Here is a 19,639-nt window from a genome sequence, read left to right as displayed (position 1 = left end):
ATTCTTAAATCACAGGAGTCATTATGAACTTAATTCAAAAACTCTCTTCCAAGAACCTATTAGTATTCAATTTGGTGCTTATTGGCGCCATTTTTGGCTTTTCTTTGGCATTTTTGTCATTTTCTTGCTCTACGCCGGGAACGCGCGCGCGGGCGCAGGAAAGCAAGGTAGTTATCCCCGAAGACGCCCTTGCCGTGGCTGAGGCGTTGCAGACTACTTTTCACGCGGTATCGGAAAAAATGCTGCCTTCGGTTGTCGAGTTAAAAACCGTCTCCGTCAGACGGCAACAGGCTCCAAGTTTTAACGGAATCCCCTGGGAATTTTTCTTTGGGCCGCGCGACAGGGAACAAAACGACAGGGAACGCGAGTACCGCTCCCAAGGATTAGGCTCGGGAATAATTGTGCGGCAGAAGGACGGAGTCTACTACGCTCTTACAAACAACCATGTCGTTGATGAAGCGAATGAAATCACAGTTGCCGTAAGGGATGGTAGGGAATATACCGCGCAGCTTGTCGGCAAGGATGAGCGTAAAGATTTAGCGCTGGTTTCTTTCAAAACAAACGATTACTATCCGCTTGCGGCATTGGGCGATTCCGACACCGTCGTGGTCGGAGATTGGGCGATCGCGATGGGCAACCCGCTTGGGGAACAATTTTCATTTTCTGTAACAATGGGAATCGTAAGCGCGGTCGGACGCACAGGAGGGCCGGGCGGCAATATCAATGATTTTATACAAACAGACGCGCCTATTAATCAGGGAAATTCAGGCGGGCCCCTTGTAAACATCAGGGGTGAAGTAATCGGCATCAACACATGGATCGCAAGCAACCAGTCAGGCGGCGGCAATGTCGGGCTTGGTTTTGCCATTCCGATAAACAACGTTAAACGCTCTATTGATGAATTTATCGAAACCGGTACCACAAAATACGGCTGGCTTGGCGTTTCGTTAATAGAAGCAGGCAAAGAAACAATAACAGGACTCGGTCTTGAAAACAAACGCGGCGCTCTTGCCGCTCAAGTGTTCCTCGGCTCCCCTGCCGACAAAGGCGGCATAAAACCCGGAGACTTTATTACCCATGTCAACGGCAAGGAAGCCAGAGGCGTTCAGCAGCTTCAGATGATTGTCGGCGATTTAAGGCCTGGCGATAACGCGACATTTACAGTTATCCGGGACAAGCAGACAAAAGAAATAAAAGTACGCATAGAAACCCGCACGGAGCAAGTTGCTTCAGATAACAAAAAACTTTGGCCCGGCGTTACTGTTGTCCCGCTGAACGATCAAATCAGGCAGACTATGGAACTTGACAAGGACGCGAAAGGTTTATTGGCGGCGCAGGTTATCTCAGGAAGCCCCGCCGATATTATCGGCATAAAGCAAGGCGACAGAATAACGGCGGTAAACGGCGTAACAGTAAATGACATAGCCGCGTTCTACAAAGTATTACGCGAAAACACAAACACCGAACTCTGGTTTGGAATGATCAGAAACGACACCACGCTGGAATCGTTGAAGTTTAAACGCTAGGGGTTCACACGAAGAGGTTCTCACAAAGATCACGAAGGAACAAAGATCACAAAGGGGATCAGGGGGTTATTGTCCGAGGGCTATGCGTGAAGTTCACGATAAGATAACGGACAAAAACCCCTGATCTCTTCTTCGTGCTCTTCTCTTCCTTTGTGTTCTTTGTGTGAGATCTTGGGACATAATGTGCTAAATGTCCACTTTAAAGACTGGGCGTTTTGTGCGGCTTTGATCATAATTGAAGATGTCAGCGTTAAAGCGCCTCTCGGCTTCAAGGGTTGAAGGTGGTCCGTGTCCGGGAAGCACGGTATAATCGCCGGGGAGTGAAAGAACACGGCTACGCAGTTTGTTCATCTGCGTAGCCATTCCGTAAGCGCTTGCCGTGCTTCCCACAAGACCTGCCGTAAGCACGTCGCCCGTGAAAAGCAGGTCTCCGATTTTATAAACAACAGAATCGGAAGAATGTCCTGGGATTGAAATAATCTCGACGGTAAAACCGCCGATAACAAGTTTATCGCCGTCTTTTACCCTTGTCGTTTTATGTTCCATAATATTTTGATTTAATGCGATTACTCCCGTGTTATAAATCCGGGTTAAAGTTCGCAGTCCCTGCACATGGTTTAAATGATCGTGCGTTATCAACACGCCTTTAAGGCTAAAATTATTATTCTCTATCGTTTCAAGCGTAACTCTTTCCATGCTTCCCGGATCGACAATAATCGCGGCGTTCTGCTGGCCCTTAGCGGCGTTTTCCATTCCAAGAATGTAACAGTTGCTGAAACCATATGAACAGTAGTGAAAAAATAATTTCATTGTTCTTCCATTTCAAATACGGCTTCCACCGTGTTTGATAATTTAAATGTAACGTCTTTTTGCTTTGCGCTCGCAAAATGCACCCGCTTTAAATTGCAGTTTGCAAAAGAGGTGTTCACCAAATCGGCGCCGATAAACCTGCTGTTGTACAAATTTGAATTAACAAACGTCACGTCGTTAATTGGAGCGCCTTCAAAATTAACATGCACAAGTTCAACGCCGTCAAACTTGCATTTCTGAAAACTGGCTCCGGCAAATGAAACAAATTGAATGTCGGCTCTTGAAAAATCACAGTCAATAAACTCGCCAAAGTCAAAAAAATCCATTCTGCATTTAACGTCTGAAAAATTACAATTTATGAACGTAGTCTCCTTAAAGTTACAGCCGTAAAAATGATGATTTGAAAAATCGGCATTTTCAAAACGCATCCCCGATACTACAAGGTCTTTTATCGTCATATTCTCTTCGATGTAAGCGCAAATACGGTTGTATTCCTGTTCAGGATTCGCCTGATGAAGAAAACAAAGATTATAACCTGTAATTGCCGGCCTCCCGCAGCCAGCGGCGCATGGATTTACTGTAAACATGCGTTAATTATAAACTATTTTCATCTTTACAACCAGTCTTATAATAGTTAAAATAGTAATATGTGCTGGTACTGCGGTGAAGCTATTACCGATCCCGAGCCAATCGGGCGTTCTCTGCGTTGTGTAACTTGCGGTAAAGATATGCGCTCATGCAAAAATTGCCGTTTTTTTCTTCCCGGCTCTCGCGGCGACTGCCGTGAAACAAGCGCCGAGCCTCAATCTGACAAAGAACGCGCAAACTTTTGCGATTGGTTTTCACTCGATCAGAAGTACCGCGTTAAAAGCCCGGGACAAAAAAATGAAAAAGCCGGCGCTTTCAATTCTGCCAATAAATTGGCATTTGATAATTTATTTAAGTAATTATGGATAAAAGAGCGGTATTATTTATAGATTCAGGCATTGGCGGATTCCCTTATTGCAGCGACTTTATAAAGCGCAATCCTTGGGAAAAAGTCTGCTATCTTGCTGACAGGGAAAATTTTCCCTATGGACAGCGCAATAAAGAAGATTTGGCCTCAATTTTAATTTCATTAACAGAAAAACTTTTAATGAAAATTGACCCAAAAATAATCGTACTGGCCTGCAATACCGCGTCAATTTCCGCTCTTGACTCGCTAAGGCGCCGTTTTTCACAAGTCCCTTTTGTAGGAACCGTCCCAGCGATAAAACCAGCGGCTATCGCCACTAAATGCGGAAAGGTCGGCGTCCTGGGCACTTCGCGGACAATTGAGGATCCGTACAATCAAAATCTTGCGGATGAATGCGGGAAAAAATGCGAAATCATAGGCATTGCCGCGACGGATTTGGTTGAATTTGTTGAAGAGCGTTTTGACTCTGCGGATGAAAATGAAAAAAAGCAAATCGTAAAAAAATATATTGATCTTTTTCGCGCGAAAGAAGTTGACGCCCTTGTTCTTGGCTGCACTCATTTTTTATTTCTTCTTAACGAATTCCAAAGTGAAGCTGCGCCATTTATAAAAATCTTTAATTCAATTGACGGAGTAACAAAACGCATAGAATACCTGCTCGATGAAAATTCAGGCGCGTTAAGAACAGATAACAACAATCATCATGTTAACCGGTTAATATTAACAGGAACAGATACGGCAGACGCATCATGGCAGAACCGCGCAAAAACATTGGGTTTTGATCTTTGTTTTTTAAGCAAATTATGAAAAGCAAAACAGAAATTTTAAAAGGACTTGTTATTCGCGGATCGCGTAACATCATAACGGCGCGTGTTGATACGGAAAACGGCGCTAAAGAAATTGAATGTAGAATAAAAGGAAAAGTTTTAAAAGGCGGCGATGATTTTTATAACCCGATTGCTCCCGGAGACTGGGTTGTAATAGAGCGCGAAAATGATTCTGATACGGCGATGATTCTTTCTGTGGAAGAAAGGCGCAATTACTTCAGCCGCTTTAACCAAAAAGGCTCCGCCAGCCAGCTTTTGGCGGCAAATGTCGATCTTGTGCTTTGCATATGCACTCCAACCTCCCCCCCATTTAGACCTCGTTTTCTTGACAGACTAGTTTTACAGGCTGACATTGCGGGGATTGAAGCTATCGTTATCTGCAATAAAATAGACATTGAATATGACGACGTGGATGTTGATGAGCGGCTTGAAGAGTACAAACGCATCGGTTACAAGGTACTGCGTATTTCCGCAAAAACGGGCGAAGGTCTTGAAGAACTGCGGCGCGAAATTAGCGGAAAAATTTGCGTTCTTGCGGGGCAATCGGGAGTGGGAAAATCAAGCATTATAAACGCGCTACAGCCGGGGCTTGATATAAGAGAGGGAGAATTAAACGAAAAGTACAACAGGGGCGTTCACACGACTACAATGTCATACATGTTTCAGCTAACGGACGGAACCTGTTTTATTGACACGCCCGGCGTGCGCCGTTTTATTCCCGACAGAATAGATTCAAGCGAAGTGATAAATTATTTTCGCGAATTCGCACCGCTTGCCGGAAAATGCAGTTTTGGGCTTTCATGTTCTCACAGAACCGAGTGCGGCTGTAAAATAATGGAAGCGGTTCACGCCGGAGTTATTCACGAAGACAGATACGAAAGTTTTCTTCGCATAATTGACGATCTTGAAGGGAAAGACAATGACGATTAACAAAGAATCATTGAGGGAAAAAACCCAAACTCTGCTTGAATATCCGCGAATAATGGAAAAAGTAGCTTCAATGTCGCTCAGCGAAGAAGCGGCTTTGATAATAAAGAACTCATCGCCCATATACGATGATTCAGTTGATAAAATAAAATCTATGGTTCATGCCATTTATACGTTACTCAAAACACGCAATGACGAGCCTCGTTTAGGATTGCCAACAATAGGTTTCCTTATTCCAAAAATTGAAACGCAGGGCGCGGTTTTGGATATTGACGAAATTCTAGCCGTCGGGCTTTTTGTTGAACGCGCCAGTGAATTTACAAAATGGATTAATAAAGACAGAAACGAAGGCAAAGAACAGCCAACAGAAGGTAAAGACGCGCTTTTTTCGATACTGGACATTTTACCCGTTTGCAGTCCCGTCTCTGTAGAAATTTTTAAAATAATTGACAGAGAGGGTAATTTGCGCGATCTTCCCGCGTTACGCGCCATTAGGAAACGGATTAGCAGCCTAGAAAAAGAACTTAACAGCGCGGTTTCGCGTTATGCGTCAAGCGATGATTATAAGCGGATGCTGCAATCGCCGCTCCCGTCGCAGAGGGACGGAAGGGCCGTGCTTGCGGTAAAAGTAAATTATCGAGGGAGAATTCCCGGCATTTTGCATGAAGTGTCATCAAGCGGGCAGACAGTCTTTGTGGAGCCGCTTGACGTTGTAGAAAAAAACAATGATATTCTGCTTGAAAAACGGAATTTAGACGCGGAAATCCATAAAATTCTTCGCGAACTTACGGAAAATATTTCCATCCACGTTGTAAGTCTTAAAATGTTTCACCTAACAATTATTGAGCTTGAATGTTTAAGGGCAAAGGCAAGGTATTCCGCTGAAACTAAAGGTCATTTTGCGCTTAACACTGATACGGGGCAAAATGGCTGTCGCCTGTTATTAAAACAGGCGCGTCACCCTATGTTAAAAAAAGCAGTTCCCATAAATATAGAAATGGGCACTACTATCCGCACATTGATCATCACTGGCCCCAACACGGGAGGGAAAACTGTCGCGCTTAAAACGCTCGGTCTTTTTGCCATGATGAATCAGAGCGCCCTTGCCCTTCCGCTTGACGAGGAAAGCATACTTCCCGTATTTGACGGAATATACGCCGACATTGGCGATGAGCAGTCTATCAATCAGTCTCTTTCAACTTTTTCCGCCCATATTACAAATATTTCGGGTATAACGGCTCACGCGACTGAAAAATCTCTTATTCTTCTTGACGAACTCGGCTCAGGAACTGATCCGCAGGAAGGCGGCGCAATCGCTATGGCGGTTCTTGATTACCTGATAGAAAAAAACGCGAGGATGATCATTACGACTCACCACGGAATTTTAAAACACTACGGCTATACAAGAGCGGGCGTAGAAAACGCTTCCGTGGAATTTGACGCGCATACATTATCGCCCACATATAAAATTATTAACGGACTGCCCGGTGAAAGCAGGGCGCTTGATATTGCGTCAGCTAACGGTCTTAATCCTGAAATTGTATCTAAAGCGAGAAGTTACATAGACGAAGAAAAGTCCGATGTCTCCCAGATGATAAAAAGTCTTGAACAAAAACAAAGGGAACTTGCCGGTCTTGAAAAAAAGAGTACTATAGAGCAAAACAAATTAACGGAAGAAAAAAGAAGAGCCGATTTAAAAGAATTGCAATTACGTCAGAAAGAAGCGGAATTAAAACGCGAGTCGGTAGGGAAACTCCAGCAGTTCTTAAGTGAAAGCAGAAAAACTCTTGAAAATCTTGTTCGCGAGTTAAAAGAAGGCGAGGTTGACCGCGAAAAAACGCTTAAAGTAAAAGATTTTTTAAATGAGCTTTCGCGTAACGCGGAAACAGAGAGCGAAACGCTTGAAGCCGAAGAACGCGCTATCAAAAAATTAACCAAAGAAAAGCGCTACGGCTCTCCCAACGGTTCTACCTACTCCTCCGCCGCGAGCGCCGACTCTGATGTTGCCGATAACTCCGCCTTTGCCCCCGGCATGGAAGTTTTCGCCGGCCCATCAAAACAGCGCGGTGTAATTATTCGCGCGGACAAAAAAAGTTCGCGCTCATCACAGGACGCGGACTTTTCATGGCTTGTAAAAATAGGTTCGCTAAAAATAAGTTTCCCCGAAAGCGAGCTAATGCCCGCTGATCCCGCAAAACAGGCCGCGAAAACTGCCGGTAAAAAAACCGCGTTTAAATCATGGGAAGCTGAGTATGGCGCGTCTACGCAAGCCTCTTATGAAATAATGATTCGCGGTATGCGTTTTGAAGACGCTATGGAAGCCGTCCGCAAACAAGTAGACGCGGCTGTACTTTTCGGCATGAAAAATTTCGCTATTATTCATGGCAAAGGATACGGTATCCTGCGGCAAGGGGTACACGACTATCTAAGAAACCACCCCGCAGTAGCCGATTTTTATTTTTCACGCCCCGAGATGGGCGGCTTCGGACGCACTGAGGTAGTGCTTAAATAAAGAAGGATGAAATGATTTTGTCGAAATATTTTTGTAGGGAATATTATTTAAAAGCAATACTGTGCGTCACAGGCGTTTTTATTATAGGAATTGGCGTTGGTTTTATGCGCTACGCTAATTTTGGAATTGATCCTTATATGTGTTTCATGAATGGGTTGTATCTTGCGGTATTTAAAAAACTTGGTCTTACTTTTGGGGCTACATTTGCCATATCCAGTTTTTTATTGATAGTAATTGTTATAATTTTTGATCGATCTAAAATTGGTTTGGGAACTATCGCGGCCATAACGCTTACCGGTTATGTGTCTGATTTAGGAGTTTTTTTATGCGATTTAATATTGATTGAAGGAATAGCGTTTTTTTGTTTACGCGTCGGCATGATGGTTTTTGGAATTTTATTTGTAGCTATAGGTTCAGGAATGTATTTCAATACCAATGTAGGCGTTTCACCTTATGACGGCATTGGCCTTATCATTACGGAAAAAATCGGAAAACAAAATATATATCGTTGGATTAGAATTGGAACGGATTTGATCTGTGTCAGCATAGGATTCATGTTAGGAAATATGCCCGGAGTGGGAACTGTTATTATGGCGTTTTTTACCGGTCCTTTATTCGCGTTCTTTCGTAATAAAATATTAGTATTGGGTAAAAATCTGAAAATTATTACATGGTAATTTTTCAGTCCACCAACGGTTCGTCACTGTCCATTAAATCAGGGATCGTATAAACAAGGCTTCCCGATTGGCGCACCCGCAGTTCGGCAAATCCTTTGGTAACCATCGCGTCAAGGTCTTTTTTTGCCTCGTCAATGGAAATATGTGCGGATAACGCCAGTTCGCTCGCCGTTAGAATGCCCTTATTTGCCTTTGCCAGTTTTAGTATCGCGTGTTCTACACTTTCTTTATCGTTGATAATATGCATTTTACCGTCGTCTACATTACGCCAGCGTTTGTTTTCAACTTTACGTCTTAAAGATTCGTCTATAATAGCCTGACGGATATTGGCTTCCCTTACCTGTGACGGCAAGGTAAAAAAATCGAAGATAGAACCAATCATGCCAAGTCCGCCCGTAAACATCCACAGAAGTCCAGTGCCGATTTTTCCAAGATAAAAACGGTGAAACCCTAACGCGCCAAACCCGGACAGAAAAAAGAGAATATACGCTATTAAGGTACTGTACATATTTACAGATTACAACAAAAAACTTTTATCGTCAATTACTTGATATATCATAAGGCTGCCCGACGGCTCTGGGCGCATGTTCTTTTCCCGAAAAAATAACAAGCGTAAGCAAAGTGATTAAATACGGCAGCATATTAAATATTTCCGAAGGCATAAAATCAAGGCTTCTTATGTTAAAAATATTTACCGCCAAACTTGATGAAAACCCAAACAAAAAACTCGCGCCCAAAACGCCCAATGGCAACCAACGCCCAAAAGAGACCGCCGCAAGAGCGATAAACCCTTTTCCGTTAATTACGTTCACTGTAAATTGAATATCCTGCGTAAGAACGACGCATGCTCCCGCAAGCCCCGCAAGAAGCCCCGAAATGACAATCGCTATATAGCGTATCTTTATAACATTTACTCCGGCGGCGGCAAGCGCCTGAGGATGTTCCCCCGCTGCCCGCAGGCGAAGACCGGCAGGGCGTTTGTAAAGCACAAACCACGAAGCCGCCAAAATAGCAAGCGCGATCCACAGAGTAGGATAAATTTTAAAAATGCCGAGTTGCATTCCGTTCATGTAACTCATACTGCGATCCATGCGGAATAACAATTGGCAGACAAATACATTAACCCCGTTTGAAAGAAGATTAATTCCCGTACCTGAAACAACCTGATCCGCTTTTAGCGTAACAGATGCAAACGCATGAATAAGCGAAAAAAGCCCCCCCGATAAAGCGGCAAAAAAAAACGCCACAGGAATAGAGAACCCTATTTTTGTTTCCAAAAGCACATGCGTAACTGCGGCAGTCATCGCCCCAAAAGACATAAGCCCCTCAAGCGCGATATTTACAACGCCCGCCCGCTCGCAGATCATGCCTCCAATGGCGGCAATTAATATTGGAGAAACAATCATCAGGGTAGATGTTATCATGTTTTTCTGCTTACCGAATAAAATTTGTCAAAGTCAATGTCCATCAATTCAAGCGCGTTCTGTATCACCACATCGTAATGCGGACTGCCGTTAAAAGCTATTACTTTCATAAGTTAGAGTATTACACAGTTCAAGCAGTGACGCAAGCAGCGGCGCATATAGCAGCGCATATAGCAGCGCAAACAGCGGTTGTGATGATCGACGATACCTATCTCCCTTGCTCACATCTTTTCTTTTTACAAGAAAACTGGTACTATGATCTCGGCTGGAGGAATCATGGGAGCGTTACCGAAAGAAAAATGTCCTTTTACCTACGCGGATTACAAGGAATGGGAGCTTGCCGAGGGTGAGCGTTATGAGGTTATCTACGGCGAAACCTATGCCATGGCCGCGCCGAATACACGGCATCAGGAAATTCTTGGGGCCATATTTAGCCAGTTTTATAACTATTTACAAGGAAAACCATGCAGGGTGTATCCCGCTCCCTTTGACGTGCGGCTTTTTTACAAGAAAGATGAAAGCGATGATACCGTGGTTCAGCCTGACATAACCGTTATCTGCGATGAAAAGAAACGCGGGTACGAAGGCTGCCGAGGCGCTCCCGATCTTGTCATTGAAATTTTATCGCCCTCAAATACGGCAATCGAAATGGAACGAAAACTCAAGTTATATCAAGACGCGGGGATTCGGGAATACTGGATTGTAGACCCCGAAAACAACGGGGTTACTGTGTATCGGTTCCAGGAAGGGGCTATTTTCCATACCTATAAAAGCGCCGATAAAATCCCAGTAGCTATTTTCCCCGATCTGAATATAACGCTGGAACAGGTGTTCGCCGAGTCGTTTGTAATGATGGACTGAGGCAGTGAGAAGTGAATAGTGAGTAGTGAGCAGTGAGTAGTGAACAGTGACATAATGAGCGAAGTTAGCAAGCATAGCGACTTGCCAAAAAGCCACGCCCACAAACAACGAAATTGCTCATTGAAACAACAACCCCACTCCCCATTCCCCCCTTTGTGATCTTCGTGAGAAATCTTTGCAAATAAATCCTACTTCTTCCTTCTAAAAACCCTATAGTTAATATTCGGGAAAATATTGTGCCTTCGTTCCAGATTGGTTAGCCACTCCGTGCTGATGTAATTGCTGCCGAGGGCTTCGTAAATTGTTGTAAAGTTGCGAAGGGCGTTCCCTGCTTGATTACATGCGTATTCGGTTGAATCTTGCCTGAATAAAAGAGAGGGCCAGTCGGAAGATTGGGCAAGCAGTATTTCACGCGCTGCCTGATTTAGCGCCCGCTCTTTAAGGCCTGTGTCATCGGGAAAACGTTCAGCCAGTTCAGTCATACGCTCCATGGAACGCGCAAGATGGCGGTAAATCCAGTCATTAGATACGTCAAGCCATGTTTCGGCATAACCGTTTACACCGCTTGAGGAAAACTCCGGAGAGACAACCTGAAGAGAGGACAGGTTCTGCTTGAATATATATTCGCTGGGAAAGACAAATTTTAAATCTTTATAATCGCAGGCTGTGCGGAAAAGCGTTTCGATAAATTCAAAGCCTTCGTGCCAGAGATTTCCAAAATAGCCGGCGTTATGCGCGCACAGGCTTAACGGGGCTTCTTCCATGTATTTTGACGCTTCTTCAAGGCGGGCTACTGTGTCGCGTATAAATGTTTTTGCCTGTTCAGCCGCGTGATTGCAAGCAATCTGAGGGTTATAATTGCCATTGCCGTTAATGCGCGACCAGTACTTGTATCCCGTCCTATGCCGTTCTCCTTCGGCGCTTAAAAACGCGCTTACCGCTTCAGGGGGCAGTTCATAACCGGCGTCCCTGTCATTGTTACGGTATATTTCATCCGCGGCAATTTTTTCTATTTCACGGGCTGCATACAGATCCCTCGCAAGGACAAACGTGCCGTTAGGTGTTTTTACGGGGAAGAAAGTTCCTTTGCTTGGAGACGGAACCCCGAATAAAAGACCGTGGCTGTCTACAACGGTATAAGAGTAATTATACGCTCTTAAATACGGTTCCAGCGCGGGAGACCATCCAAGTTCGGGCAACCAAAAACCTTGAGGGACTCCGGCAAAGTGGCGGCGGTAGCCTGAAATGGGGATTTCCATCTGCGCCTGTAAAGATTCGCTGTTATGGCTTATAAACGGTAAAAAAGCGTGAGTCGCGCAGGATGCAAGAATTTCAACCTTGCCTTTTCGCCTGTAAAAATCAAACGCTTTTAAAAGATTTTTTTCGTAGCGTTCCGTATACGCGATTCTTCTGTCTACCGTTATGTTGTAATAACGTTGGGCAAGTTTGTTTAACTCGTCGTTATTTGCAGTTCGCTCTAGTTCCTGCCTTCCGAATTCAATTTGCTTGTCGGTATAGGCCAAGTATTTTTTTTGCAAATGTTCGTCTGTTAATAAATGAATAAGAATGGGAGAGACCGCAATGGCGAGGTGAAACGGAATATGATCAATTTCCAACCGGTACAATGTTTCAAGAAGGGGAATCAATGTTTCATTAACATACTCAAAAAAACGGCTTTCTTCGCCAATCAAAGACAGATCGTCTTCTTTTTGAAATTCCCTTACAAACGGCAAGTGGGCTTCTAAAACAAGAGAGATCGCATAACGGAATTCCATTTTTACTGCCTCTTAACCGCAGATTGACGGTCAGTATTTTTTATAATTGCCAAATCCTTCGCTCCCGAAAGGCGGATTAAAGGGTTAAGGCACATATCCGCAATAATATCATTATTATACGGTTTTGGCAGGTAAAACGGTTGTGAAGCCGCGATTGTTTGCAAGTTATCGCCCCTGTTTACGCAAAGTTGAATTACATAACAATCAGGGGTATATGCCGTATGTTCTACAATACCTAAATATCTGCAGTAGTCCTCAGAGTCTATTGATACTGTAAAGGAATTTTCATTCGACTTATTTTCTTTTCCGTCCTTATCAAAAGGAATAACCCGCAGACAGTATCCGTTAAAATCGTCCGCGTTCTCATGGAATTCACGGTCGTGCTTTTTTATTTCCCAAAAAGCGAAAACCCAAAAAGGGTCCCTAATTATTACTTCGATATATGAAATATTATATTGCTTTGGCAGAATGGCTGTTTCCGAATAGGAATGATTCACTTCAATGTCATCGGCTGTTTCCGGCCTGTCAACATTGGAAACCTCCAATATTTCTTCAATGATGAAAATTCTTTCCAGCTCAGGAGGTATATCTATTCCATTAGAGTCGGCGAGTTTGATTAATTGCTCCGTACTCAAACTTTCTAACCAGTGGCGTGTTACAGGTGCCTGACAATTATCTTCCATAACTTTTTTAATTGTGAAAAAAAATCGCATTTAAGTCAACTATATTCGAAAGAGGTTCACACAAAGATCACAAAGGTACAAAGATCACAAAGAGGGAAGAGGGGTTTTTGTCCGAAGGCTATGCGTGAGCTTCACGATAAGATAACGGACATAAACCTCTGATTCCTCTTTGTGTTCTCCTCTTACTTTGTGTTCTTTGTGTGAAATTCTTCTCCATAAAAATCAAAGAAATACTCCGGTAAGGGGGCATTAATATCAATATTGATCTCGTCTTTAATGATTAGCTTAGAAGCGTGAAGGAGCAGGCGTTTTAGTCCTGCGCTTTTACGTAATTTTTTGTTGAGGGCAAAGTTGCCGTATTTATCGTCGCCTAGTATGGGGTTGCCGTGCATGGCAAGGTGGCGGCGGATTTGATGCATTCTTCCCGTGCCAAGCTCCAGTTCCAAAGCGGAGTATTCAAGATTTTCCGCCGTAAAAACGGAAGTTTTTAAAACTTTATATCTGGTTTCAGAGCTTTTTAAATTGCCGTGGATTAACAGTTTGTCGGTGATTACGCCCTTTTCATTTTTGGTGAGACCGGCGCAAATTGCGATGTACTGTTTAGTGATTTTTGAGCTGTTAAGCATGCGTGAAAAACGAGCCGCATTTTCGCGCCCTTTAGCCGTAAGCAGTACCCCCGAAGTATCCTTGTCCAGCCTGTGAACCAACAGCGGCGCAGGCTTGCGAAGCTCGGCTAGAATCGCGTCCAGAGAGGTTTTTACCCCTTTTCCGCCTTGAACGGCAAGCCCGGCAGGTTTATTAATAACCATAATATTATCATCTTCATACAAAATTTCTATGTTTTTCATTCCGATAATATTAACATGAAACGTTTCTTTATTTTACTGTTTTTCATTCCTGTTTTAAGTTTTGCGGAACCCATGTATTCGCCAACATGGGGCTTTTTTATCGATCTTCCCGAAGGTTATGAATATGTTGACGGAGACGCAAAAGACCGTTTTTCGTTCAAAGGGCCGGGCGGGGCAATGTTTGACGCCGCCGTTTATTACGGTCGTTATGAAAATCTGCATGATTTGATGAACGATGTAAACAAGAGTATCGGGAATAAAGGCGATGTCGATTATTACCGCTACAATAACAGGCAGGCGGCAATAATGGAATTGAAATTCGGCGATTATCACGGCTGGGCAATCGCGGTGGAACTTGACAAAAATAAAGGACAGCAGCCAATGCTCCTCGCTCTCGCATACGGCCTTTCCGCCGTAAAAGAACTGGAATTGTTTCACATATCGGCATTGGACTCAATCTGCCCTTCACGTGAGGAGCGCCGCTATCCCGGCCCTGTCATTGATTACAGTTATCCAAGGGGAGGACAGAAAAAGGTTGTTATTCAACCGGGCAATATTAATGTGATGGTACGCGAAAATGACGCCGAGGCCGCGCAGGTTTTTATCGAGCGTGAATTCCAGCTTCTTCAAAATTATGTTAATTCGCAAAAATGGCAGAATGCTTGGATTCGCTATTATCGATCTATTTACCGCGATTCTTATGACAGAATTGCAAACGCCGCTTCCATGATTGTCCGCAGTTGGGGCGGCCCCACTTCCGGTGGAGATGCGGAGAAAAGGGCATTCGCGCAGAGAGCTTTTACTTTAGTGCAAGGATATAAATACGAAAGAAACCCCAGAGGGAGCGATTTCATAAATCTTGTAACAGCCATTACCGAAGGCCGTGGAGACTGCGACAGCCGCGCCATGATCTGCGCGATTTTACTTTCAAAAGCCGACATGAGAGCCGCAATGATGATCTCGCGCCAATACAGCCACGCAATGGGTCTTGTCGATGTGAACGGAACAGGCGCCCGTTTTGAATCTTATGGGACAAAGTGGCTTGTCGCGGAGACTACGGCTAACGTAGACATTGGATTGATAGCGGAAGAAGTTAGCGATCCTAATTATTGGTTAGGCGTTGTTTTTGAATAGGGGAAAGAATTTACCACGAAGCGTACCTTTGGTACGTACACGAACCAAGAGAGATGTGTGTGAAATACATATATTAGCTTTAGATGAGGGCAGGGGTTAGGGGATTTTTGTCCGTTATCTTATTGTAAAGTCTACGCATAGCCTTCGTTAAGCAAAAATTGATAGTTTTTATCATTGACATTAGGGGGAGTTTAAGGTATATTTGATAAAGACTGGGTGTCGTCAGAAATGACTAGATTCAGGGAATAAGAATCTTTCCCAGCCGGTCCCGCATCCCTGTTGGTTTGTTTTTCATAAAGCAAGTCAGCAGGGTTTTTAATTTTATTTAATATATTATTTAGTTTTCTATCATGAGTTGATATGGCAGTATTTATACCTTTTTCATAGATTACTACAGATACAATTGGCTTTTTATTTTTTAAGAATGATTTAGCAAATAATTTTGCTTTTTCTCCTTTTCTATTTTCGTTTATTATAACTATAGGATCAGTCAATGTTTGATACATAGCGCTTAATAAATTTTGCCGCCCTTTTATTTTAAGTTTTTTGAATTGGTCTTTTCTTAATGCAATTTCACCTATAGGCGTAAAAACCATACTATTAGGGAAAAATCTACTGTAGTTTTCGTATGTATAGCCAACTTGTTTCATTGGTTCCGCCATTTTAACAAATTTATTTTTCAGGCGTTCTTTGAGAAATTCTAATTCTTTTTCCATGTTTTACCTCACCAAAAGTAATTTTTTTCTGAGCTTTCAAAAAGAAGGTTCACCTATATATGGCGCGAGAGTGCTGTTTTGCTTGACCGAAAATGAAAATTTTTTGAAAAAATTTCGCACAAAGAGTACAAAGAACAAAGGTGGGGTGCGGATTACGGAGTTAGGCGACTCCGGTATCAGATACTATTTTTGTGTTACTTTGCCCGAATTAACACAGATATTCTTTACAGACTTTATCCACGGCGTTTTTAAAAGCTTCGGAAGTAGAGACGTTAAGGGCTAATGTTAAATCTTTAGCAAAACGCCTCATTTTTTCGGCTTCAAGTTCATTTTGGGTGGTATTTTGAAGGTTTAGCGGCATAAACAGTTCAAATACGTTGATTTCAAGGGCATTTGCCATTTTTACTAAAGTAATCGGAGAAATCCAAGCTTTCCCTGTTTCTATTTCCGATAGAAAATTCGATGAAATATCGAGTTTTTCTGCCAATAATAATTGGTTCCAACCCCTTTTATTACGAAATTTCTTGATATTTTCGGCAAAAATAGCCCTTAATTCCTTTTCTTCCATGAAATTCTAAATTAATACATATATTTACCTTGTTATAGAAGAATTTATAAATAAACCATTGTATGTACTTGATTTTTCGCTATTAGCGAGTTATATTTCTTTTAAGAAGCCTGTATTGGCTTAAAACAAGGCTTGTGCCTTGTATCATTGGGTTTAAGCCGCCAATATAAGGCTTTTATCCAATAAATATTGCTTCTAAGGAGTGTATATGAAAAGAAAAGTTTTAGCAGAAATGGTGGTTATGGCGTTGATTTTTGGGCTAATGTTGGCAGGGTGCAATAATGACTCTGAAGACAATAACGGTAATGACATAGATTACACTAATTATGTTTCGCCAAATTTCTCAATAAAGGTCAAGAATGATACTAATAAAAAGCTTGTAGCATTTAAAAACACGCCAAGCAGTAATACTTTGATTAGTGGTATTCCTGCTGGTGGCGGGGAACATGGTTTAAAAAAAGATGCAGCTCTTTTTTCTACCACTAGTGATTTTGTATTATTTCTTGTAACTGAAGAAGATTACCTTGCAAATAAAAATAATCTTACTGTACTAGAGAATAAGCCTTTTACAAGGCTTTACGCTTTTTACAATACAAATTCGATAAACGCTAATGTTTATAGGATAAGCGGAATTTTGGGGGGTACTAAAAGAATAGTATTACAAAATGCAACTGATTATAATGTCGAATTACGGCAAAACAGCCAAGAATACGGACAAACAATTGGTTATACTACAAGACAAACATATAATACAACTTTTTATGTTGATGCTAATGATTATATGGTTTTCCCTGTATTTAGAAAATTCAACCCTACATTGGGTGAGGTAATGTCAGGATATCCTGTGTTTCTGGAAGAAGGCCCCTTGAAAGGTAAAGCATGGTTTACGGAATTCAGTTTATTTTCAACAGATGAAGTAACTATCAATGCATTAGATTTTGTTACAGGGATTAAGGTTCAAGCTGGCGCTGCTTTCTTGATAGTGCAAAACAATAGTGGAGTTGGAATTGGACTGTGGGACGGATTAACTCGACAAACAACAGAATCGGGCGGTCAGGTAATAAATCCTAATGGTTCAATGATATTCCCGATATACATGACCAGAGTACAACAAACATTTACTCCGTATGCCCAAAAAGGGCAATTCAAGATTGGTACTTCAGCAGACGCAGGGAATATACCGTTACCAACTGATTCATATACAGATGGCACCGATATAAATGTAAGTAATGTTTATTTAGAAGGTAAAATTTACACAATAAATGTTACTGGAGCTAATGCGAATACCTTGGCTTTTTCTCCTGTTACCAGAACTGGAGATTGGGTTTGGTAGGCTTGTTAAAATTTTCAAACGGAGCGGACAAGAATTACCGCTCCGTTTGTATTCTTGTAATATTGTTGTTATGGTCAAAGCAATCCATATTTTAATTTGTCTTCATGTTATTCTAGCCATAACAGCTTGCAATAACGATATAGAATCAAACAATCCATCAAAAGACTGGAAAACTTATCTAAAAATAAATAATGACACAGAATATGCGGTTAATGTGTATATTGATATTCCACCATTATTTGATATGGCACCGGAAAATAAATGGCGTATTGAGAAAAATAGTTCTGCACAAAAAGAATTACAACCTACTGCACAAGGGGAGAATGGAACAACTCTATATTTTGAATATCTAATACCCATAGGAAGTTCGACAATACCATACTACCCATTTAATGTTGATTTTGTAAAACTGATTAAACTTGAAAAAGGAAATGTAAACACATTAAGTGTGCCTTCTCTTGAAGGTTTACAATTAGATTTTATTTTTCCGGATTCCATATTTATTTTAATTAAAAATTATAGTGATAATGTAATCTGGTTACAACGAGGTATAGTAACTGTAAACCCCTATGACGCTAGTATGCGGGATATTTTTCCCGGAACGGACGCACTTTTTATTTTTGACGGCAATCTTGTTACGCTAAATAATTTTACTATCGGCAATACAGCAAGATGGAATTTCCCATCAATTACGCTGGAAAAAGGATATGTATATGAATTTATCATTAATGAAGAAACACTGCCCAAAATTATTCCTGATATTGTATGGCGAATAAAACCTAAAATAACAAACACATGGAAAAAAGAAATAAATACATACAATGACGGAAATTTTAATGACACAGTATTAAATACACATTTAATGTCCATTATCAGGCGATTGGATATTTCTAACTGGCGAAGCAATTATCCAAAAAATAAAATATTAACATATAACAATTCTCTTATCAGTGGAGAATGGGGTTTTGGCGTAATACCTGTAATAATTCAAAATACAGGCGTTGCCGCGCCTTATGAAATACCGTTAATTATCGCTAAAGATAATGAATGGACATCATCATTTATTCCCAATACAAATTTTTATGTGGGAACATCGAATTTAGCATACCAAACTACATTTAACGATATGATTAATTTGGGTAATAATTTCGTCATCCTAACTACTTATTCAAACGAAAAACGTTCAGGAATATGTTTGTTTTTTATTAATGGGCAAGGTCAACTTATAGTAAAAATGGATATAGTGCCGGAAAATAATCTGTTAGGTTACACAGGAACAAATTTAGTTAAACTTGACGGTAATAATTTTCTTGTGCTTGGAAATAAAAAACAGTATACAAGCGCTAATGATGAACATTTTACTGCAAGTAAAGCGATTATTTATAAATGCCAAATGGGAAACAATACGGTATGGTCAACGGAATACAGCTATCCACTGCATTATGCAAATTTATCAATTTGCGGAATTGAAACGGAAAATTCATATATTATATGCGGTACCGCAAGCGATAATAGTTCTACAAAAACAATAATTTTGAAAATAAATAAAAATGATGGGAATATAGATGATGTACAAACTATGGGGACGGCAAATGAGAGTTGGCGGCCTTTTTCTGTTTGTTCTGATAAAACGGGAAATGTTTACATTTCAGGTAATGCTACAGAAGGAGCGTCTTCTAAAGCATATATTTTGAAATTAAATTCTTCATTTGAGCAAATATGGTTAAAAAAATACGGCAATAATTATGATAATTTCCTTTTTGACATGAATATTAAGGACAATCTGCTTACCGCTGTTGGTTCAAGTAACGATGGTTCTGTTATTGATCCTTTGTTTTATGGGTGGCAAGCGGGAAAAGGATGGGTATTAAGAATAGATACAGATACAGGGATAATTGTAAATGAAATATTTGATAACGCGGTTACAGGATATAACTCCATTGTAAGGTTAAATGACGGTGGTTTTGTATATTCCGCGATAAAAAGCATTGATAATACAAAACCGTATTGGTTTAATACATTTGCGATTAAAGTAAATGAGCATTTAGGATTTGGTAAATAAT

19 protein-coding genes are annotated in these 19,639 nt (G+C 41.4%); 10 read left to right on the top strand and 9 right to left on the bottom strand.

The annotated features are described in order from the left end of the window. The first annotated feature begins 23 nt into the window (after window positions 1-23). Window positions 24-1,526: a Do family serine endopeptidase gene (locus tag ACYVRA_RS13675; RefSeq protein WP_461253276.1), complete on the top strand. Its 1,503-nt coding sequence runs from the start codon at window positions 24-26 to the stop codon at window positions 1,524-1,526. A 186-nt stretch (window positions 1,527-1,712) separates the two neighbouring features. On the opposite strand, the gene ACYVRA_RS13670 is transcribed toward ACYVRA_RS13675, so the two are convergent. Further along, the gene (locus ACYVRA_RS13670; protein WP_461253275.1) at window positions 1,713-2,336 is read right to left on the bottom strand and encodes an MBL fold metallo-hydrolase; all 624 of its coding nucleotides are present in this window, start codon (window positions 2,334-2,336) and stop codon (window positions 1,713-1,715) included. Then, window positions 2,333-2,923, bottom strand: a complete 591-nt coding sequence (locus tag ACYVRA_RS13665; RefSeq protein WP_461253274.1) for a pentapeptide repeat-containing protein — start codon at window positions 2,921-2,923, stop codon at window positions 2,333-2,335. Before ACYVRA_RS13665 ends, ACYVRA_RS13670 begins: the two co-directional genes overlap by 4 nt. Before the next feature lie 60 nt (window positions 2,924-2,983). Between ACYVRA_RS13665 and ACYVRA_RS13660 the strand changes: the two genes are divergently transcribed. Genes ACYVRA_RS13660 through ACYVRA_RS13640 form a run of 5 tightly spaced genes read left to right on the top strand, consistent with a single transcriptional unit; the run spans window position 2,984 to window position 8,234 of the window. Continuing rightward, window positions 2,984-3,283, top strand: coding sequence for a hypothetical protein (locus ACYVRA_RS13660; RefSeq protein ID WP_461253273.1), 300 nt, complete (start codon window positions 2,984-2,986; stop codon window positions 3,281-3,283). Window positions 3,284-3,285: 2 nt separating this feature from the next. Then, on the top strand, window positions 3,286-4,098 hold the full coding sequence (murI, locus tag ACYVRA_RS13655) for a glutamate racemase (RefSeq protein ID WP_461253272.1): 813 nt from the start codon (window positions 3,286-3,288) through the stop codon (window positions 4,096-4,098). Beyond that, a complete protein-coding gene (rsgA, locus tag ACYVRA_RS13650; protein WP_461253271.1) occupies window positions 4,095-5,048 on the top strand; it encodes a ribosome small subunit-dependent GTPase A in 954 nt (317 codons plus the stop codon). The genes murI and rsgA overlap by 4 nt, the downstream gene beginning before the upstream one ends. After that, complete coding sequence (locus ACYVRA_RS13645; protein ID WP_461253270.1) at window positions 5,038-7,557, top strand: endonuclease MutS2; 2,520 nt, start codon at window positions 5,038-5,040, stop codon at window positions 7,555-7,557. The genes rsgA and ACYVRA_RS13645 overlap by 11 nt, the downstream gene beginning before the upstream one ends. 11 nt (window positions 7,558-7,568) lie before the next feature. Continuing rightward, window positions 7,569-8,234: a YczE/YyaS/YitT family protein gene (locus ACYVRA_RS13640; RefSeq protein WP_461253269.1), complete on the top strand. Its 666-nt coding sequence runs from the start codon at window positions 7,569-7,571 to the stop codon at window positions 8,232-8,234. A 4-nt stretch (window positions 8,235-8,238) separates the two neighbouring features. Here ACYVRA_RS13640 and ACYVRA_RS13635 read toward each other — a convergent pair whose 3' ends face one another. Then, the gene (locus ACYVRA_RS13635; RefSeq protein ID WP_461253268.1) at window positions 8,239-8,742 is read right to left on the bottom strand and encodes a TM2 domain-containing protein; all 504 of its coding nucleotides are present in this window, start codon (window positions 8,740-8,742) and stop codon (window positions 8,239-8,241) included. A 31-nt stretch (window positions 8,743-8,773) separates the two neighbouring features. Next, a complete protein-coding gene (locus ACYVRA_RS13630; protein WP_461253267.1) occupies window positions 8,774-9,658 on the bottom strand; it encodes an ABC transporter permease in 885 nt (294 codons plus the stop codon). 276 nt (window positions 9,659-9,934) lie between these two features. Between ACYVRA_RS13630 and ACYVRA_RS13625 the strand changes: the two genes are divergently transcribed. After that, window positions 9,935-10,519, top strand: a complete 585-nt coding sequence (locus tag ACYVRA_RS13625; RefSeq protein WP_461253266.1) for a Uma2 family endonuclease — start codon at window positions 9,935-9,937, stop codon at window positions 10,517-10,519. A gap of 188 nt (window positions 10,520-10,707) precedes the next feature. On the opposite strand, the gene ACYVRA_RS13620 is transcribed toward ACYVRA_RS13625, so the two are convergent. The 3 genes from ACYVRA_RS13620 to ACYVRA_RS13610 form a co-directional block, all read right to left on the bottom strand. After that, window positions 10,708-12,294, bottom strand: a complete 1,587-nt coding sequence (locus ACYVRA_RS13620) for a 1,4-alpha-glucan branching protein domain-containing protein (RefSeq protein ID WP_461253265.1) — start codon at window positions 12,292-12,294, stop codon at window positions 10,708-10,710. A gap of 2 nt (window positions 12,295-12,296) precedes the next feature. Then, window positions 12,297-12,977 carry a DUF4912 domain-containing protein gene (locus tag ACYVRA_RS13615; RefSeq protein ID WP_461253264.1) on the bottom strand — a complete coding sequence of 227 codons (681 nt, stop codon included), beginning with the start codon at window positions 12,975-12,977 and terminating at the stop codon, window positions 12,297-12,299. Between the two features lie 182 nt (window positions 12,978-13,159). Continuing rightward, window positions 13,160-13,825 (bottom strand): RluA family pseudouridine synthase, encoded by a 666-nt coding sequence (locus tag ACYVRA_RS13610; protein ID WP_461253263.1) that lies wholly within the window; start codon window positions 13,823-13,825, stop codon window positions 13,160-13,162. A gap of 15 nt (window positions 13,826-13,840) precedes the next feature. Here ACYVRA_RS13610 and ACYVRA_RS13605 point away from each other — a divergent pair, with 15 nt between their 5' ends. Continuing rightward, window positions 13,841-14,959 (top strand): hypothetical protein, encoded by a 1,119-nt coding sequence (locus ACYVRA_RS13605; RefSeq protein ID WP_461253262.1) that lies wholly within the window; start codon window positions 13,841-13,843, stop codon window positions 14,957-14,959. A gap of 191 nt (window positions 14,960-15,150) precedes the next feature. Here the strand turns inward: ACYVRA_RS13605 and ACYVRA_RS13600 are convergent, their stop codons facing one another. Then, window positions 15,151-15,675, bottom strand: a complete 525-nt coding sequence (locus ACYVRA_RS13600; RefSeq protein ID WP_461253261.1) for a PBECR2 nuclease fold domain-containing protein — start codon at window positions 15,673-15,675, stop codon at window positions 15,151-15,153. A gap of 208 nt (window positions 15,676-15,883) precedes the next feature. Further along, entirely contained in the window at window positions 15,884-16,243 is a 360-nt protein-coding gene (locus ACYVRA_RS13595) for a helix-turn-helix domain-containing protein (protein ID WP_461253260.1), read from the bottom strand. 208 nt (window positions 16,244-16,451) lie between these two features. Between ACYVRA_RS13595 and ACYVRA_RS13590 the strand changes: the two genes are divergently transcribed. Both ACYVRA_RS13590 and ACYVRA_RS13585 read left to right on the top strand, forming a co-directional pair. Further along, on the top strand, window positions 16,452-17,576 hold the full coding sequence (locus tag ACYVRA_RS13590; protein WP_461253259.1) for a hypothetical protein: 1,125 nt from the start codon (window positions 16,452-16,454) through the stop codon (window positions 17,574-17,576). Then, window positions 17,506-19,638, top strand: a complete 2,133-nt coding sequence (locus ACYVRA_RS13585; protein ID WP_461253258.1) for a hypothetical protein — start codon at window positions 17,506-17,508, stop codon at window positions 19,636-19,638. Before ACYVRA_RS13590 ends, ACYVRA_RS13585 begins: the two co-directional genes overlap by 71 nt. Window position 19,639: the final 1 nt, after the last annotated feature.

Source organism: Treponema sp. R8-4-B8, from assembly GCF_054786175.1.
This window is presented reverse-complemented; position numbering and strand designations above follow the sequence as displayed.

Coding starts and splice junctions, on each gene's coding strand:
- ACYVRA_RS13675 (WP_461253276.1), top strand. CDS start 24: ATGAACTTAATTCAAAAACTCTCTTCCAAGAACCTATTAGTATTCAAT.
- ACYVRA_RS13670 (WP_461253275.1), bottom strand. CDS start 2,336: ATGAAATTATTTTTTCACTACTGTTCATATGGTTTCAGCAACTGTTAC.
- ACYVRA_RS13665 (WP_461253274.1), bottom strand. CDS start 2,923: ATGTTTACAGTAAATCCATGCGCCGCTGGCTGCGGGAGGCCGGCAATT.
- ACYVRA_RS13660 (WP_461253273.1), top strand. CDS start 2,984: ATGTGCTGGTACTGCGGTGAAGCTATTACCGATCCCGAGCCAATCGGG.
- murI (WP_461253272.1), top strand. CDS start 3,286: ATGGATAAAAGAGCGGTATTATTTATAGATTCAGGCATTGGCGGATTC.
- rsgA (WP_461253271.1), top strand. CDS start 4,095: ATGAAAAGCAAAACAGAAATTTTAAAAGGACTTGTTATTCGCGGATCG.
- ACYVRA_RS13645 (WP_461253270.1), top strand. CDS start 5,038: ATGACGATTAACAAAGAATCATTGAGGGAAAAAACCCAAACTCTGCTT.
- ACYVRA_RS13640 (WP_461253269.1), top strand. CDS start 7,569: ATGATTTTGTCGAAATATTTTTGTAGGGAATATTATTTAAAAGCAATA.
- ACYVRA_RS13635 (WP_461253268.1), bottom strand. CDS start 8,742: ATGTACAGTACCTTAATAGCGTATATTCTCTTTTTTCTGTCCGGGTTT.
- ACYVRA_RS13630 (WP_461253267.1), bottom strand. CDS start 9,658: ATGATAACATCTACCCTGATGATTGTTTCTCCAATATTAATTGCCGCC.
- ACYVRA_RS13625 (WP_461253266.1), top strand. CDS start 9,935: ATGGGAGCGTTACCGAAAGAAAAATGTCCTTTTACCTACGCGGATTAC.
- ACYVRA_RS13620 (WP_461253265.1), bottom strand. CDS start 12,294: ATGGAATTCCGTTATGCGATCTCTCTTGTTTTAGAAGCCCACTTGCCG.
- ACYVRA_RS13615 (WP_461253264.1), bottom strand. CDS start 12,977: ATGGAAGATAATTGTCAGGCACCTGTAACACGCCACTGGTTAGAAAGT.
- ACYVRA_RS13610 (WP_461253263.1), bottom strand. CDS start 13,825: ATGAAAAACATAGAAATTTTGTATGAAGATGATAATATTATGGTTATT.
- ACYVRA_RS13605 (WP_461253262.1), top strand. CDS start 13,841: ATGAAACGTTTCTTTATTTTACTGTTTTTCATTCCTGTTTTAAGTTTT.
- ACYVRA_RS13600 (WP_461253261.1), bottom strand. CDS start 15,675: ATGGAAAAAGAATTAGAATTTCTCAAAGAACGCCTGAAAAATAAATTT.
- ACYVRA_RS13595 (WP_461253260.1), bottom strand. CDS start 16,243: ATGGAAGAAAAGGAATTAAGGGCTATTTTTGCCGAAAATATCAAGAAA.
- ACYVRA_RS13590 (WP_461253259.1), top strand. CDS start 16,452: ATGAAAAGAAAAGTTTTAGCAGAAATGGTGGTTATGGCGTTGATTTTT.
- ACYVRA_RS13585 (WP_461253258.1), top strand. CDS start 17,506: ATGTTACTGGAGCTAATGCGAATACCTTGGCTTTTTCTCCTGTTACCA.